Below are 14,523 nucleotides of genomic sequence, written 5' to 3' on the forward strand. Positions count from 1 at the left end.
GGCGGCGGCCTCGCGCAGTAGCGTTGCGAACATGGCAGACCGCGAATACGGCTTCAAGACCCGCGCCATCCACGCGGGCAACATCCCCGACCAGGTGACGGGCGCACGCGCGCTGCCGATCTACCAGTCGAGCGCGTTCGTCTTCGACGACACGGCCGACGCGGCCGCCCGCTTCGCCCTGCAGAAGTACGGCAACGTGTACTCGCGCCTCGCGAACCCGACGGTGGCGAGCTTCGAGGAGCGCGTCGCGAGCCTCGAAGGCGGCCTCGGCGCCGTCGCCACCGCGAGCGGCCTGTCGGCGCAGTACATCACCTTCGCGAGCCTCGCGGGCACCGGTGACCACATCGTCGCTTCGGCGAGCCTCTACGGCGGTTCGATCACGCAATTGGATGTCACGCTCCGCCGCTTCGGCATCGAGACGACCTTCGTGCAGTCCGCCGATGCCGCCGACTACGCCGCAGCGATCACCGACAAGACCAAGGCGATCTTCGTCGAGACGATCGCGAACCCGTCCGGCGAGATCGCCGACCTCGAGGCACTCGCCGACGTGGCGCACGCCCACGGCATCCCGTTCATCGTCGACTCGACGATTCCGACGCCCTACCTGAACCGCCCGATCGAGTGGGGCGCCGACATCGTCACGCACTCGGCGACGAAGTTCCTCGGCGGGCACGGCACCACGCTCGGCGGCGTCGTCGTCGAGTCGGGCCGCTTCGACTGGCACTCCGACAAGTTCCCGCTCTTCGGCCAGCCCGTGCCGAGCTACGGCGGCCTCCAATGGTCGGGCAACTTCGGCGAGTACGCCTTCCTCACGCGGCTCCGCGCCGAGCAGCTCCGCGACATCGGCCCCGCGCTCGCGCCGCACTCGGCGTTCCTGCTCGCGCAGGGCGTCGAGACCCTGCCGTACCGCATCCAGGCGCACATCGACAACGCGCGCACGGTGGCCGAGTGGCTGGAGGCGGACCCGCGCATCGAGCACGTGTGGTGGGCCGGCCTCGAGAGCCACCCGCACCACGACCGCGCCCTCAAGTACCTGCCGAAGGGGCCCGGGTCGGTGTTCAGCTTCGAGGTCAAGGGCGGCCGCTCCGTCGGCCAGGCGCTCATCGAGAACGTCGACCTCGCGAGCCACCTCGCCAACATCGGCGACGCGAAGACCCTCATCATCCACCCGGCCTCGACGACGCACGCGCAGCTCAGCGAACAGCAGCTCGTCGACGCGGGTGTCCTGCCGGGGGTTGTGCGACTCTCAGTCGGCATCGAGGATGTGGAGGACATCATCGAAGACCTCGACCAGGCCCTCACGATCGCGACGGGAGGCACGCGATGAGCACAGCGACCGATGACGCGGCACCCACTGCCCTCGAAACCGGCGATCTCGAGACCGTGCGCCTCGTCAACGGCCTCTCGTGCGAGCTGCCCGCGAGCTCGCCACTCGCGAAGCTCCTGAAATCGCAACGCACCTGGAGCGGCCCCGACGCGAAGCAGCGGCTCAAGATCCTGAACGCGGCGAAGTCGGTCGCGATCGTCGGCGCCTCTCCCAAGCCGCAGCGCTCGAGCTATTTCGTCGGCACCTACCTGCAGCAGTCGAGCGACTACCGGCTGTACTTCGTGAACCCCAGAGAGACCGAGATCCTCGGCCGGCCGGCCTATGCGAGCCTCGCCGATCTGCCCGAAGTGCCCGACATCGTCGTGGTGTTCCGCCGCGGCTCCGACATCCCCCAGGTCGTCGACGAGGTCGTCGCCTCGGGCGCGAAGACGATCTGGGTGCAACTCGGCATCTGGAACCAGGAGGCCGCGTACGACGGCGAGGCGAAGGGCCTGACCGTCGTCATGGACCGCTGCATCAAGGTCGAGCACGCACGCTTCCACGGCGGCCTGCACCTGCTCGGCTTCGACACCGGCCAGATCACGGCGCGCAAGACCGTTCGCTGAGCGCGAGCGTGTCGGGCGCTAACCCACCCGCCGCATGGCCTGCTCGCGGCGCTCGGCGACGCGCGACCCCGACTCCCGCCGGGCCATGCGCCGCAGCACGATGGGCGCGAGCACGAGCCCTACGATCGCCCATGCTCCCAGCACCGCGGCCGTCTCGAGCTGCCGCCACGACTCGCCGATCTCGACGACCACAGCGTCATCGGGAAGGAACGCCGCGCGCATTCCGAGGCCGAGCCAGTAGATCGGGAACACCTGGGCGATCCACTGCAACCAGTCGGGCAGGCCGGTGATCGGAGCGAAGATGCCCGAGATCGCGATCAGGCCGAGGACCGGGAGCGAGAGGTATCCCGCGCCGCGCGGAGTCGCGATCGCTGATCCGAGGATCACGCCGATGGCCTGGGTCGCGACGAGACCGAGCACCAGCACCCACGCGAAGGTGATCCACGAGGACGGGTCCGAGATCTCGAGGCCGTCGACGAGGAAGACGCCGGGGATCAGGATGATGGCGAGGTACGCGAGGATCGTCGCCGAGATCTGCACGAGCTTGCCGACGAGGTAGGCCCGGATCCCGTTCGGCGTCGCCTTGGCGCGCAGGAGTGTGCCGTCTTCGCGATCGGCTGCGAGCTGCTGCACGACGAGCAGCATGCCCAGCGCGACGAACATGCCGAGCGCCCCCGGGAGGATGATCGTGCCGATTTCGTACCCGGTGGTTCCGATGGCGACGTCGCGGAGGAAGAACACCGCAACGAGGGTGGCCACCGGCCACAGCAACTGGCCGACGAGTTCCATGCCGGTGAAGGCCTGCCGGAGTTCCACCAGGCCGCCCCAGACGCCTGCACGGAGGGCGGGCGTGACGGCGGTCATCGCGATGCCCCGTTCGATTCGAGTTCGGTCTCGACCGGCCCGGCGTCGTCGGCGGCGGCGGCGGCGGACTCGGCGTTCCGCACGAGCGCCAGGTACGCGTCTTCGAGGGCGGCGCGGCGGAGCTCCAGTTCTCGGACCCCCGCCCCGTCTCGGGCGAACAATTCGCGCACGAATGCAGTCGAGTCGGGAACGTGTCGCACGCGGCGCTCCCCTGCGTGAATCCAGCGCACTTCGTCGTGACCGGCGATCTGCCGTGTCAGTTGTTCGGAGGTGCCGTCGGCGACGATGCGCCCGCGGGCGAGGATGATGATCCGATCGGCGAGCTTCTCCGCCTCGTCGAGATCGTGGGTCGTGATGAGCACCGTGGTCTCGAAGTCGTCCCGGATCCGCTGGACCAGACCATGGAAGTCGCGTCGCGCCTTCGGATCGAGTCCGGTCGTCGGTTCGTCGAGGAAGACCAGCTCGGGGCGGCCCACGAGACCGATCGCGACGTCGAGCCGTCGTCGTTGGCCGCCCGAGAGCACCTTGATCGGCCGCTCGGCCTGCTCGGTGAGCCCGACTGCCGCGAGGAGGTCGTCGACGTCCCACGGTCGGCGGATCCGCGCCGTCGAGTACGGCTCGTAGAGCGAGCCCTGGAACGCGAGGAGTTCGCGCACCCGCCACTTGGGGTGGTCTCGCCACGACTGCAGCACGATGCCCATTCCGGCACGCCACTGCTCGGTGCCGCGAGCCGGATCGACTCCCAGGACCTCGACGCGCCCCGCCGATCGCATTCGGAAGCCCTCGAGGATCTCGATCGTCGACGTCTTGCCCGCGCCATTCGGTCCGAGCAGTGCCGACACCTCCCCTCGTCGCACCTGGAACGACACGTCGTGCAGTACATCGGTCGTGCCGTACCGCATTCGAAGCCCATCGACCTCGATCGCAAGGTCGTCGCTCATCGCCATCACCGCCCGCTTCCCCGTCAGTCGTCCGTCAGCGCCGCTCGAGGGCGCCGATGAGTGCAGCTCGATCGACGCCCGCGTAGGCGAGCGCACGCGGGACGGTGCCGAGATCGGCGCGCAGGATGCCGATGAGCGCGTCGGCGACCGCGAGTCGTTCTCGCTCGGCCCTGCCCCGGCCTCGATGCGCTGTGAAGTCGGCACGCCGCAGCGCTTCGCGCACCGTCGCCCCCCAGGTCGGCCGCGATCTCCGCGTGGCGGCGAGTCGCTCCTCGGCGACGGGTTCGATGCCCGCTGCGCGCAGCGACCGTTCGCGTTCACCGCGGAGCGCGGCGTCCACGCCGTCGTGGTCGAGACCGAATTCGGCGAGCGTGCGGCCGGCGACGTCGTGGCCCGCGGAGATCGCGAGCAGCAGGTGCTCGGCCTCGACGCTGGACGCGCCGCGGTCGATCGCCTCGTCGATCGCGTCGGTGATGACCTTCTTCAGCGTCGGGTCGAGTGCCTCGTCTTCCAGGCGGTCAGGCATTGCGTCTCCTCAGTTCGACGCCGGCGACTTCGAGCCGTCGGTGATGCTTCTTGTGCACGGCTTGCCGGGTGACGCCGAGCGCCTCGGCGACCTGCGTCCAGCTCCAGCCGGCGCGCATCGCGCGCTCGACGGCCGCGTCTTCGAGACGGTCGGCGAGCTCGCGCAGGGCGACGACTGCGGCGAGGTCGTCGGCTTCGGCGCCGGTGGGGTCGGGACTCTGCTGAATCGGCGGGGGCGGGGTCATAGAAGCAACGTAGGTTGCTTATCTCGATTTGTCAACCATAGTTGCTTATTCCCTCGCTTCGCGCAGGCCACCGACCTCGAATTGGCCGTTGCTCCGTGCACGACGCTGCGATTGCATCGAAGGATGCACGACGACTTCGAGTTCTCCGCCGACCCCGCACGTCTCGACCTCGATCGGGTGCACACCTGGCTCGCCGACGAGTCGTATTGGGCGACGGGTCGCTCGCGTGCCGCGCTCGAGGCCGCAGTCGCCGCTTCACGCAACTACGGCATCTACGACGCCGCGAGCGGCGCGCAGCTCGCGTACGCCCGGGTCATCACCGACGGGGTCACCTTCGCCTGGCTGTGCGACGTGTTCGTCGATGCCGACACGAGGGGTCGCGGCATCGGCGTGGCGCTCATCGAGCGGATCATGGCATCGCTCGAACCGCTCGGGCTCCGACGCATCGGCCTCACGACCGCCGACGCGCACGGACTCTACGAGCGGTTCGGGTTCCGTCCGCTCGACCAGCCGGAGCAGTGGATGGCCCGCATGGCCCCGATCGCCGCGGAGTGACCGCGACGGCGAGTCGGCTCAGGCCGCGCCCGACTCGCGCTCGACCTCGTCAGCGGCGAATGCCTCGACCTCACGCCCGTAAGCGATCATGAGGAAGCTCGTGCCGTCGGGACGTTCGAACGTGAACTCGCGCTCGTGCAACCGCTCGAATCCGAGGCGCTCGTAGAGCCGCTGCGCGGAGAGCATGTCGGGCCCGGTGTTCAGCACGACGCGCTCGATGCCGCGGATGCGCGCGAGCCGGAGCACGTGCGCGACGAGCACCTCGCCGACGCCACGGCGACGCGCCTCAGCTGCGACGCCGAGGAACCGGAAGTCGAGCTCGCCCTCGCGAGCGAGCGGCGAGATCGCGGCGGCGGCCACGGGAGTGGAGACGGTGCCGAGCAACGCGCCGGTCGCGGCATCCGTCGCCACCCAGACCTGGTGCTCTCGTGCGCGCTCGGCGACCGCGACGATGTCGGCGCGATAGGCGTCGCTCAGCTCGAAGTCGCACGCGTAGGCGGCTTCGACGAGCCCGGTGACCGCCTCGACCTCGTCGGGGCGCATGAGCCGCACGCGGAGGTCGGCCCGCTCCTGCAGCCCGAAGCTGTAGGCGAACGCCACGACCTCGCCGAATCGCTCGTCGCGCTCGGGCACCCGTTCGAACCCGAGCCTCGCGTAGAGCGCCTGAGCACGGAGGTTGCGCTCACCGGTGTCGAGCAGCAGCGCGTCGGCACCCCAGCCGAGCGCGGTCTCCATGCTCGCCCGCATCAGGGCCTCGCCCATCCCGGCACCCTGGGCGACGGGGTCGACGGCCACGAGCCGCACCTCGGCCTCGTCGCCGACCGCGACCCGCGAGTACGGCGCCCGCGGCGCAGCACGCTCGCCGTGCCGAGCAGTCGCTCGCCGTCGCCGGCGGCGCCGTCACCGCCACGGGCGACGGCCACGAGCACGGCACCGGATGCCGCGCGCCCCGAACCGGCCAGATCACGAGCCGCAAGACCGTTCGCTGACCGCTCGCCAGAGCTGTCCCTTCTGGCGACGGGCTTGCCCTGACGCACCTTCTCGTCGAGAGTTGAGGTGCAGCCGGCGCGGTTCCGTCCGGTTCGGTCGAGTATGAGAGCGACGGATGAGCGACGACGGCACGGAGGCTCGGACAGAGCCGGGTGACGCGCCAGCGGCGGCCGCGGCACTCTGTGCACGGTTCATCGAACTCCTCCCCGTGCAGGGCGTGTCGATCTCCGTGGTCGGGGCGCCGGCGCATTCGACGATCGGCGCGAGCGACACCGTCGCGGCGCGAGCCGAGGAGTTGCAGTTCGAGCTCGGAGAAGGGCCTCACTGGGAAGCGCTGCGCGGCGGTCAGGCCGTTCTCGTTCCCGACCTCGACGAGCGCGACCAGTCGTGGCCGGTGTTCGGGGCCGCGGTGCGCGAACTCGGCGTCGGTGCACTGTTCGCATTCCCCATGTTCATGGGCGCGGTCACGGTCGGGGTGGTGGACATGTACCGTTCCACTCCCGGCGGGTTGGATGCGAGGGCGATCGCCACAGCCCGCACTCTCGCTGCATCGACCGCGGGCGCCGCCTTGCGCCTCGCCGCCCGATCCGCGAGCGAGGATTCAGTTGCCCGTGGAGCGTTGACTCCCGAGATGCGACGCGAAGTGCACCAGGCGACCGGAATGATCCTGGCGCAGCTCCAGGTGACGGCCACGGAGGCGTTCTCCCGGCTGCAGGCGCATGCCTATTCCACGGGCCAGACGGTAGAATTCGTAGCGCACGAAGTGGTGGCGAGACGATTGAGTTTTCGTAATTGATCAGTATTCCGTGAGTGAGCAGTACGAAAACGAATGGCCCTCGCGGTCGTGTCAGGAGGATAGGTGGCGATCATGACCGAGAGTTCGAGAGAAGCGCGACTCAATACCGCGTTCGTCACCCTCGCCGATACGTTGACCGACGAGTACGATGTCGTCGATCTCCTGCACACCCTGATGAACGAGACCATCGAAGTCGTCGATGCTCAAGCCAGCGGATTGATGCTCGCGAACGGCCACAACGAGCTGGAGCTCGTTGCCTCGACCAGTGAGCGGGCGGACTTCGTCGAAGTCATGCAGTTGAACGCGGGTTCGGGGCCATGCGTGCAGTGTTTCGGCGAAGGCAGAGCCGTCTCGGTCGCCGATGTGAGCGAAACGGGCGCTGCTTGGGCGGAGTTTCGCGCTGCGGCCCTCCTGCAGGGCTTCCACAGCGTGCACGCAGTACCTCTTCGACTCCGCAGCGAGACCATCGGGGCGATGAACCTCTTCCGCACAAGCACCGGTGTGTTGAGTGACCGGGATGCGGCCGTCGCTCAGGCGCTCGCGGATGTCGCCACGATCGGCATCCTGCAGGAGCGGATCATCCGCGAGACCGCTATCGTCACCGAGCAGCTCCAGCGCGCGCTCGACAGCCGGATCCTGATCGAACAGGCCAAGGGTGTGGTTGCAGAGTCCGCCGGAGTTGAGATGGAGGAGGCATTCGCGATGCTTCGCGATCATGCTCGCTCAAGCAATCTCACCCTGCGCTCCGTGGCCGAAGGCGTCGTCGGTCGCACCGTGGATGTCGCCGGCCTCATGCGTGTGCCGAGAGCCGCGTCGACACCGTAGCCCGCCCGATACACCCTGGATCACTTGTACACAACCCCTTTCTGACCGGGGGTTGCAGAGGTACCATGCGAATCGCAGGTGATCGTTCTCTCTGGCCCTCGGGGCGCGCATCGCTGGAACTCAATGGAGTACCACGTGATGGAAGAGGAACGACATGAAGAGCAGAACGCCTCCATCATCGTCGAAGGTACACGCGCGCAGCGTCTCGGCACCTCCGCATGATCGTGCCGATCTGCGGGCAGGGTACGACCGCGAAGAGGCCGTCGCTCTCGAGAATGAACGGTACGGCGGCGTCAACGTCGGTTCCGCGTTCCTCGGGTGGGTCACCGCCACCGGCGCGACGGTGGTGCTGATCGCCCTCGTCGCCGCGGTCACTGCGCTGGTTGCCGCCATGACCGGCGGGGTCGCCGAAGCGGCAACGGATGTCGGCGGAAACCTGCGGGCCGCCGGCATATGGGGGGTCGTCATCCTGTTGGTGATCTGGTTCGTCTCGTTCTACTGCGGCGGCTACGTCGCGGGGCGGATGGCCCGTTACAACGGGGCGCTTCAGGGCGTCGCCGTCTGGGCGTGGGCGGTGGTCATCGCACTCATCATGACCGTGGTCGGGCTGATCGCGGGGCAGAACCTCTCGGTGCCGGCCGGCGCGAGTCCGACCCTGCCGTTCCCGGAGGACCAGGCCGCGATGGCGGCGGTCGTCTCGAGCATCATCGTCGCGGTCGTCGCGTTGGCCGGGGCGATCCTCGGCGGCTTGGCCGGAATGCGGTTCTGCCGCACAGTCGATCGGGAGGGCCTCGGCGAGTGAGCCGGCCAGGAGGCTGCATCAGGCCGATCGGCCCGACTCTGCGCAAGATCCTGCGACCACACGCCGGATACGTGCGCGGGTGCTCGGCGTAGCCTTGACGGGTGACAGCGTTCGTCTCCACCCTCGATCTGTTCTCGATCGGGATCGGCCCATCGAGTTCGCACACCGTCGGCCCGATGCGGGCGGCGCGTGCGTTCGCCGAGCGACTCGAGAGTGAGGGCTCACTCGATGGGGTCACCCGCATCGCGTGCTCCCTCTACGGCTCGCTCGGGGCCACCGGCCTCGGGCACGGCACCCCCGATGCGGTCATCGCGGGCCTCGCGGGCCTCGAACCCCATGACTGCGACCCCGACGAGGTGCGCGGCGCGTGGTCCCGCCTCGGCGACGACGGGGCGGAAGTGCGCATCGCCGGTACCCACCCGATACGGATGCTGCGCAGCGACGTCTCGCTCGAACCCCGCACCCGCCTGCCCGGCCACCCCAACGCGCTGACGCTCCGGGCTTGGGGCGACGGGCCGCTGCCCATCGCCGAAGACACGTACTACTCGGTCGGCGGGGGCTTCATCCGCCGCGAGGGTGAACCCGCGTCCGAGGCCGAGGCGCTGCGGCATCCGCTGCCGTATTCGAACGCCGATGAGCTGCTCGCACTCTGCGAAGAGCACGGCGTCTCGCTGTGCGACGTCGCTCGGCACAACGAGGTCGCCGTGCACGGCGAGCAGGGCATCGACGACGGGCTCGACGCGATCTGGGCGGCGATGGCCGAGTGCGTCGCCAACGGCCTCGCCACCGGCGGCACCCTGCCGGGCGGGCTCCGGGTGAAGCGCCGCGCACCGCTCGTGCGACAGCGCCTCGACGAGTACGACCGCGACGAAGACGACAGCGCCGAAGAATCCAGCGCCGCTCAACACCGCGACACCTCGACCGAGTGGCTGCACGCCTTCGCTCTCGCGGTGAACGAGGAGAACGCCTCGGGCGGGCGGGTCGTCACCGCGCCGACGAACGGTGCAGCGGGCATCATCCCCGCCGTCGGCCACTACTACCTGAAGTTCGTACCCGGTGCGGATGCCGCCGGCATCCGCCGCTACCTGCTGACCGCCGCGGCGATCGCCTCGCTCGTGAAGAAGAACGCCTCGATCTCGGGCGCGGAGGGCGGCTGCCAGGCCGAGGTCGGCTCTGCATGCGCGATGGCGGCCGGCGGGCTCTGCGCCGTGCTCGGCGGCACCCCGCGGCAGATCGAGAACGCCGCCGAGATCGCGATGGAGCACCACCTCGGGCTCACGTGCGATCCCGTCGGCGGGCTCGTGCAGGTGCCGTGCATCGAACGCAACGCGATCGCCTCATCGACTGCCGTCTCCGCCGCCCGACTCGCGTTGCACGGCGACGGCACCCACGTCGTCTCCCTCGACACCGTCATCGAGACGATGCGGCAGACGGGCATCGACATGATGAACAAGTACAAGGAGACGAGCGAGGGCGGCCTCGCGGTCAACGTCATCGAGTGCTGAGCCGGTTGCCGTTCAGTTCGGGAGTCCGACGAGGCGTGCGCTGTCGTTCCACAGCGCACGGGCCAGATCGTCGTTTCGGCCCATCGTCGAGGGGTCGGTCCAGATGATCTCGCCTCGGCGCAGCGCCGCATAGGACGCGCCGCCCGGGCAACGTTCGGCGCCGAGCGCGAGCTTCGCCAAGGCCGCACCGGCCGCCGCGCGCGAGTTCAACGTGGGGACGAAAGTGCGCAGCGGGGTTCCGAGCGGCGTTCCGAGAAGAGACCAGGCGAAGCGGCGGGGCATCGAGAGGCCTCGTGCGAGCCCGGTGCCGAACACCTGTCCCGGATCGAACGCGATCGCCGAGATATGCCGGGCCCGGATGTCGTGGTGCGCATTCAACGAACGCACCGTGAGCACGCCGCACAGTTTGGAGGCGGTGTACGCGTGCTCACCCGCCTCCCGCGGCGACGCTGCATGGAAGTCGTCGCGATCGGGGTGGGCGAGCAGATCGGCCGAGGCATGGCGGGGCACGACCAACCCGGCGTGGTTCTCGGGGTCGTGCGTGCCGCTCGTGGTCAGCACGATGCGGGCTCCTGCTCCGAGCGACGGCATCAGCAGCCGCAGCAGCAGGTAGTGGGCGAGATGGTTTGCGGCGAAGGTCGTCTCGTAACCGTCGACGGTGCGGTGCGTATCGTCGCCGCGGATCGTCCCCGCATTCAGCACCAGGGAGGTGAGCTTCGACTCGCCGAGTCGCTCGCGCACGCACTCGGCGAAGGCGCGCACCGAGCTCAGTTGTGTCAGGTCGAGGGGGATGGCATCGGCCGACGGCGCACGCGCACCCGAGAACACCCGAGCCCCCGAGCTGGCGAACCGCTCGAGAGAGATGGCACCGAATCCTGAACTGCCGCCCGTGAGCCCGATCGTCGTCATGATCGTTCGCCTCCGCCCGCTCAGTGTCTTCCGTCTCGTCGTCTTCCGTGTCTTCGTCAAGTATGCACCACATGTGATAATCACTCAAGAGTTCTATACCGACGCTGTATTATCACCGTATGGCCACGACGAAGCCCGCTGCTCTCAAGAGCCTGCGAGACCATCCCTCCTTCCTGCTCTCCCAGTTGGGCTTCCGGTCCGACGAGCGGTTCGCGAAACGTCTCGAACCGATCGGCATCAGCGCCCGGCAGTTCGGGGTGCTGCGCGCGCTGGCAGCGACCGATGGGCAGTCACAGCGGCAACTGTCCGCGACGCTGCGGATCCATCGCAACGTCATGGTGGGCATGATCGACGAACTCGAACGCCGCGGGCTCGTCGAGCGCAGACGGCATCCCGACGATCGACGCGCGCACGCAGTCCATCTGACCGCCGAGGCCCGCGAGCTCCTACCCCGGGTCGAAACCGTCCTGGACGCGTGCGATCAGGACCTCCTCGGCGCGCTCGACCAACGAGACCGCGAGAAGTTGGCGACCTTGCTCCAACGTGCGATCGACAGTGCCGGTCTCGCGCCAGACGTGCACCCGGGGTACAACGCAATCGAACCGGTCACGTGAGTCGTGCCCGAGCCGCCAGAGCCGCCCGAACGTCTTCGCACGGACGCGATTCGGGCACCCGCCTCGTCAGCAGGCGCAGCTGACGGCACCGTGGGCGACCGCGCGCCCGCCGAGCCCCGACTCGGCGACGTTGGTGAGCGGGTCTGCCGCAAGCTGCGCCGGCCCGCCGGCGGCGTCGTAGGCGAACCCCTCGCGTACCCAGTACTCGAATCCGCCGAGCATCTCCTTGACCGGGTGGCCGAGCAATGCGAACTCGAGCGCGGCACGGGTGGCCCCGTTGCATCCGGGCCCCCAGCAGTAGACGACGACCGGCGTGCCGGCAGCAATCCGCGACGCGGCCTCGGTCGCGATTCGCCGACCCGGCAGGTGCAGGGCGCCGGGCACGTGCCCCTGGGCCCACGAGGCATCACTACGGGTGTCGACGAGCACGAAACCGGGGTCGGACCGCGGTTCCGAGCCGGCGAGCGCGGCGGCAACGTCCGAGACGTCGGACTCGAAGCCGAGTCGGCCCCGGAAGTGCGCGATCGCCGCGTCACGGCCTGCGATGTGCGCAAAGAGCGCGGGTGCCGGTGAGGGTGCAGTTGCTGCGGCCGGCGGCGGGGTCGTGGTCGTCTCGGTCATGCTCTTCACCCTGTCACCCGGCAGCGGTCGAGGGCAGGAGAAATCACGCCGTCGTGGCGCGACATCCCGCCACTGGTCACCGTCGGCGCAGGCGGACGACACGTCGTCCCGCGAGACGATGGGCGTCGCTCGGGATGACGCTCGGGCTCAGCCCGCGAAGAAGGCGGTGACTGCGGCGCCGAGCGCGACGAGGTCGTCGACGTGTGCGAGCTCGCGCGCCGAGTGCATCGAGAGCAGGGGCACGCCGACGTCGACCGTGCGGATGCCGAGTCGGGTCGCCGAGAGCGGGCCGATCGTCGAACCGCACGGGATCGAGTTGTTCGAGACGAACGGCTGCGTGGCGACCCCGGCCTGTCGGCACACCGCGGCCCACAAGGCCGCCCCTTCTGCGTCGCTCGCATAACGCTGGTTGGCGTTGAGCTTGAGGAGCGGGCCGCCGCCCAGCACGGGACGGTTCACCGGGTCGTGTCGATCGGGATAGTTCGGGTGCACCGCATGGCCTGCGTCCGAGGAGACGATCCAGGATGCCGCGTACGCACGCCGACGCTCGATGTCGCCGGCACCGAGCCCGGCGCCGATGCGCACGAGCACGTCGTCGAGGAACGGGCCGCTCGCACCCGATCGCGACTCCGAGCCGAGCTCCTCGTGATCGAATGCCGCGAGCACGCTCACGTGGCCGGCGTCGCTTGGCGCCTCGAGCAGGGCGACGAGTCCGGCGTAGACCGAGCTCAGGTTGTCCATGCGGCCCGACGCGAACAGGGCATCGCCGAGTCCGAACCGCGCCGGCGCCTGCGTGTCGGCGGCGAGCACGTCATGTCCGACGATGCGCTCGGCGTCGACCCCGGCCGAGGCCGCGAGCACGTCGAGGATCTCCCCTGAGCCGCCCGCACCCCAGATCGGCTGCACATGACGCTGCTTGTCGAGGGTGAGACCCTTGTTGACCTCGCGGTCGAGGTGGATCGCGAGCTGCGGAATGCGCAGCATGGGCCCGGTGCGCACGAGATGCGTTGCACCGTCGTCGGTGACGATGCGGCCGGCGAGTTCGAGTTCGCGATCGAGCCACGAGTTCAGGAGCGGCCCGCCGTAGACCTCGACGCCCACCTGCAGCAACCCCTCTGAACTCGTGGTCGGGCGCGGCTTCAGCTTGAACGACGGCGAGTCGGTGTGGGCGCCGAGCACCCGGAACGGTGTCGCAGCATCGGCGGTCGCCGGGGCGACCCAGGCGACGACGGCACCGTCGCGCACGACCACGTGGCGGCCACCGACCGGCCACTCGTCACGTTCATCGAGCCGCTCGAAGCCGGCGGACTGGAGGCGCCGGGCGACCTCGGCGGCGGCGTGGTACGACGACGGGGAGGCGCGGACGAAGTCGGCGAAGTCGGCGATGTAGGCGTCGGTGGGCGTAACGGGCATCCCCCTATCCAACACCCGCGGTCGTCGCTACGCGAACCGCACGACCGCCTGCAGTCGCGATCGCACCTCCATGACCTCGGTGCCGCCGAGATGCGGCGACCCCGGAAGCCCGTCGCGCACGGCGCTCGCGAGACGTGAGCGCCGCACGAGTGCGACGACGGCACCCCGATTGGTGCCGCCGAGTTCGAGGGGTTCGTCGGCCTGCTCGTCGGGGACGACGATGACGAGCGCGGTCGCCTTGACCTTGGCGGCACGCCCGATGGCCTTGGCCCGGGCCGCGAGCGCACGCACCGGCCGCTCGCCGCTGAGCGATTCGCCGACGAGTTCGCCGCGCTTCATCGAGACGATGCCGCCCCAGTCTTCCGACTGGATCGCGAAGAGCCCCGTCGGGCCGAGCACGAGGTGGTCGAGCTTCGGCGGCAGATCGCGACCCGCGGCATCCGTGGCCACGTCGTGCCAGACCGTGTAGGCGATGCCGAGCGTCGAGAGCGTACGGGCGCTCGCCTCCTCGGCGAGCGCGTTGGCGAGCACGTGACGGATGTCACGGGGCGCACTTCGCACGAAGGCGGGGTCGTACGGGTCCTCGAGGTTCACCCCGCGACCGGCCCACTCACGGATCAGCCCGAGGTACCGCTCGCGCGACAACCCGCCGGGGTGTCCATAGGTGCGGGCGAGCGGACGCGAGTCGCGCCGCGGCCTCGGCGCTGCCGGGGCCCACGCCTCGTGGCTCGGCGCGGGTGCAGCGCCGCCACGGGCGCCACGGTCGAAGAGCGCCCGTGCATCGGGGGTGCCGACGAGTTCCCAGGCGAGCTGCACGGCGTGGAATCGCACGACGTCGCCGCCGGTGTCGGGGTGAGCGCTGCGGAGCGCCCGGCGGTAGGCGAGGCGAAGTGCCGCGTCGTCTGCATCAGAGGGGACGCCGAGCACCTCGTACGGGGAGGCGGAGAGCGGACTTTCGGGCATGGGCTCGCTTTCGATGTGCGACC

General features: G+C 69.6%; 17 protein-coding genes. 8 read left to right on the top strand and 9 right to left on the bottom strand.

The window, feature by feature from the left end; translation table 11 throughout:
- The first annotated feature begins 31 nt into the window (after positions 1-31).
- Both FHG54_RS13805 and FHG54_RS13810 read left to right on the top strand, forming a co-directional pair.
- A complete protein-coding gene (locus FHG54_RS13805; protein ID WP_139417784.1) occupies positions 32-1,327 on the top strand; it encodes an O-acetylhomoserine aminocarboxypropyltransferase/cysteine synthase family protein in 1,296 nt (431 codons plus the stop codon).
- The gene (locus FHG54_RS13810) at positions 1,324-1,932 is read left to right on the top strand and encodes a CoA-binding protein (RefSeq protein WP_139417785.1); all 609 of its coding nucleotides are present in this window, start codon (positions 1,324-1,326) and stop codon (positions 1,930-1,932) included. Before FHG54_RS13805 ends, FHG54_RS13810 begins: the two co-directional genes overlap by 4 nt.
- Before the next feature lie 18 nt (positions 1,933-1,950).
- On the opposite strand, the gene FHG54_RS13815 is transcribed toward FHG54_RS13810, so the two are convergent.
- The 4 genes from FHG54_RS13815 to FHG54_RS13830 are packed head-to-tail and all read right to left on the bottom strand — an operon-like array spanning position 1,951 to position 4,507.
- The gene (locus FHG54_RS13815; RefSeq protein WP_139417786.1) at positions 1,951-2,796 is read right to left on the bottom strand and encodes an ABC transporter permease; all 846 of its coding nucleotides are present in this window, start codon (positions 2,794-2,796) and stop codon (positions 1,951-1,953) included.
- Positions 2,793-3,737, bottom strand: a complete 945-nt coding sequence (locus FHG54_RS13820) for an ABC transporter ATP-binding protein (protein WP_232333727.1) — start codon at positions 3,735-3,737, stop codon at positions 2,793-2,795. The genes FHG54_RS13815 and FHG54_RS13820 overlap by 4 nt, the downstream gene beginning before the upstream one ends.
- Positions 3,738-3,771: 34 nt before the next feature.
- The gene (locus FHG54_RS13825) at positions 3,772-4,263 is read right to left on the bottom strand and encodes a Clp protease N-terminal domain-containing protein (RefSeq protein ID WP_139417788.1); all 492 of its coding nucleotides are present in this window, start codon (positions 4,261-4,263) and stop codon (positions 3,772-3,774) included.
- Positions 4,256-4,507, bottom strand: a complete 252-nt coding sequence (locus tag FHG54_RS13830; RefSeq protein ID WP_139417789.1) for a hypothetical protein — start codon at positions 4,505-4,507, stop codon at positions 4,256-4,258. Before FHG54_RS13830 ends, FHG54_RS13825 begins: the two co-directional genes overlap by 8 nt.
- A gap of 123 nt (positions 4,508-4,630) precedes the next feature.
- On the opposite strand from FHG54_RS13830, the gene FHG54_RS13835 reads away from it, so the two are divergent.
- A complete protein-coding gene (locus tag FHG54_RS13835) occupies positions 4,631-5,062 on the top strand; it encodes a GNAT family N-acetyltransferase (RefSeq protein WP_139417790.1) in 432 nt (143 codons plus the stop codon).
- Between the two features lie 18 nt (positions 5,063-5,080).
- On the opposite strand, the gene FHG54_RS13840 is transcribed toward FHG54_RS13835, so the two are convergent.
- Positions 5,081-5,857, bottom strand: coding sequence for a GNAT family N-acetyltransferase (locus FHG54_RS13840; protein ID WP_168197183.1), 777 nt, complete (start codon positions 5,855-5,857; stop codon positions 5,081-5,083).
- A gap of 310 nt (positions 5,858-6,167) precedes the next feature.
- On the opposite strand from FHG54_RS13840, the gene FHG54_RS13845 reads away from it, so the two are divergent.
- From FHG54_RS13845 to FHG54_RS13860, 4 genes are all read left to right on the top strand, one after another.
- On the top strand, positions 6,168-6,848 hold the full coding sequence (locus FHG54_RS13845; protein ID WP_139417792.1) for a GAF and ANTAR domain-containing protein: 681 nt from the start codon (positions 6,168-6,170) through the stop codon (positions 6,846-6,848).
- 174 nt (positions 6,849-7,022) lie between these two features.
- Entirely contained in the window at positions 7,023-7,673 is a 651-nt protein-coding gene (locus FHG54_RS13850) for an ANTAR domain-containing protein (protein ID WP_338025683.1), read from the top strand.
- Positions 7,674-7,827: 154 nt separating this feature from the next.
- Positions 7,828-8,475 carry a hypothetical protein gene (locus FHG54_RS13855; protein WP_139417794.1) on the top strand — a complete coding sequence of 216 codons (648 nt, stop codon included), beginning with the start codon at positions 7,828-7,830 and terminating at the stop codon, positions 8,473-8,475.
- A 101-nt stretch (positions 8,476-8,576) separates the two neighbouring features.
- Positions 8,577-9,980 (top strand): L-serine ammonia-lyase, encoded by a 1,404-nt coding sequence (locus FHG54_RS13860; protein WP_139417795.1) that lies wholly within the window; start codon positions 8,577-8,579, stop codon positions 9,978-9,980.
- Between the two features lie 12 nt (positions 9,981-9,992).
- Here FHG54_RS13860 and FHG54_RS13865 read toward each other — a convergent pair whose 3' ends face one another.
- Positions 9,993-10,889, bottom strand: coding sequence for an SDR family NAD(P)-dependent oxidoreductase (locus tag FHG54_RS13865; RefSeq protein ID WP_139417796.1), 897 nt, complete (start codon positions 10,887-10,889; stop codon positions 9,993-9,995).
- 119 nt (positions 10,890-11,008) lie between these two features.
- On the opposite strand from FHG54_RS13865, the gene FHG54_RS13870 reads away from it, so the two are divergent.
- Positions 11,009-11,503 (top strand): MarR family winged helix-turn-helix transcriptional regulator, encoded by a 495-nt coding sequence (locus tag FHG54_RS13870; RefSeq protein WP_139417797.1) that lies wholly within the window; start codon positions 11,009-11,011, stop codon positions 11,501-11,503.
- Between the two features lie 66 nt (positions 11,504-11,569).
- On the opposite strand, the gene FHG54_RS13875 is transcribed toward FHG54_RS13870, so the two are convergent.
- The 3 genes from FHG54_RS13875 to FHG54_RS13885 all read right to left on the bottom strand — a co-directional run bounded on the left by FHG54_RS13875 (position 11,570) and on the right by FHG54_RS13885 (position 14,500).
- Positions 11,570-12,124 carry a rhodanese-like domain-containing protein gene (locus FHG54_RS13875; RefSeq protein ID WP_139417798.1) on the bottom strand — a complete coding sequence of 185 codons (555 nt, stop codon included), beginning with the start codon at positions 12,122-12,124 and terminating at the stop codon, positions 11,570-11,572.
- Between the two features lie 147 nt (positions 12,125-12,271).
- Positions 12,272-13,537 (bottom strand): M18 family aminopeptidase, encoded by a 1,266-nt coding sequence (locus FHG54_RS13880; RefSeq protein WP_139417799.1) that lies wholly within the window; start codon positions 13,535-13,537, stop codon positions 12,272-12,274.
- Between the two features lie 27 nt (positions 13,538-13,564).
- Positions 13,565-14,500 (bottom strand): DnaJ domain-containing protein, encoded by a 936-nt coding sequence (locus FHG54_RS13885; RefSeq protein WP_139417800.1) that lies wholly within the window; start codon positions 14,498-14,500, stop codon positions 13,565-13,567.
- Positions 14,501-14,523: the final 23 nt, after the last annotated feature.

Origin of the sequence: Agromyces laixinhei, from assembly GCF_006337065.1 — a bacterium.
In the GTDB taxonomy this organism is placed as follows: Bacteria; Actinomycetota; Actinomycetes; order Actinomycetales; family Microbacteriaceae; genus Agromyces; species Agromyces laixinhei.

What these genes read in the sequence shown, in the direction of transcription:
- FHG54_RS13825 (WP_139417788.1), bottom strand. Translation starts at nt 4,263, where the DNA reads ATGCCTGACCGCCTGGAAGACGAGGCACTCGACCCGACGCTGAAGAAG.
- FHG54_RS13875 (WP_139417798.1), bottom strand. Translation starts at nt 12,124, where the DNA reads ATGACCGAGACGACCACGACCCCGCCGCCGGCCGCAGCAACTGCACCC.
- FHG54_RS13810 (WP_139417785.1), top strand. Translation starts at nt 1,324, where the DNA reads ATGAGCACAGCGACCGATGACGCGGCACCCACTGCCCTCGAAACCGGC.
- FHG54_RS13835 (WP_139417790.1), top strand. Translation starts at nt 4,631, where the DNA reads ATGCACGACGACTTCGAGTTCTCCGCCGACCCCGCACGTCTCGACCTC.
- FHG54_RS13815 (WP_139417786.1), bottom strand. Translation starts at nt 2,796, where the DNA reads ATGACCGCCGTCACGCCCGCCCTCCGTGCAGGCGTCTGGGGCGGCCTG.
- FHG54_RS13845 (WP_139417792.1), top strand. Translation starts at nt 6,168, where the DNA reads ATGAGCGACGACGGCACGGAGGCTCGGACAGAGCCGGGTGACGCGCCA.
- FHG54_RS13850 (WP_338025683.1), top strand. Translation starts at nt 7,023, where the DNA reads ATGAACGAGACCATCGAAGTCGTCGATGCTCAAGCCAGCGGATTGATG.
- FHG54_RS13865 (WP_139417796.1), bottom strand. Translation starts at nt 10,889, where the DNA reads ATGACGACGATCGGGCTCACGGGCGGCAGTTCAGGATTCGGTGCCATC.
- FHG54_RS13885 (WP_139417800.1), bottom strand. Translation starts at nt 14,500, where the DNA reads ATGCCCGAAAGTCCGCTCTCCGCCTCCCCGTACGAGGTGCTCGGCGTC.
- FHG54_RS13870 (WP_139417797.1), top strand. Translation starts at nt 11,009, where the DNA reads ATGGCCACGACGAAGCCCGCTGCTCTCAAGAGCCTGCGAGACCATCCC.
- FHG54_RS13855 (WP_139417794.1), top strand. Translation starts at nt 7,828, where the DNA reads ATGAAGAGCAGAACGCCTCCATCATCGTCGAAGGTACACGCGCGCAGC.
- FHG54_RS13830 (WP_139417789.1), bottom strand. Translation starts at nt 4,507, where the DNA reads ATGACCCCGCCCCCGCCGATTCAGCAGAGTCCCGACCCCACCGGCGCC.
- FHG54_RS13820 (WP_232333727.1), bottom strand. Translation starts at nt 3,737, where the DNA reads ATGAGCGACGACCTTGCGATCGAGGTCGATGGGCTTCGAATGCGGTAC.
- FHG54_RS13805 (WP_139417784.1), top strand. Translation starts at nt 32, where the DNA reads ATGGCAGACCGCGAATACGGCTTCAAGACCCGCGCCATCCACGCGGGC.
- FHG54_RS13880 (WP_139417799.1), bottom strand. Translation starts at nt 13,537, where the DNA reads ATGCCCGTTACGCCCACCGACGCCTACATCGCCGACTTCGCCGACTTC.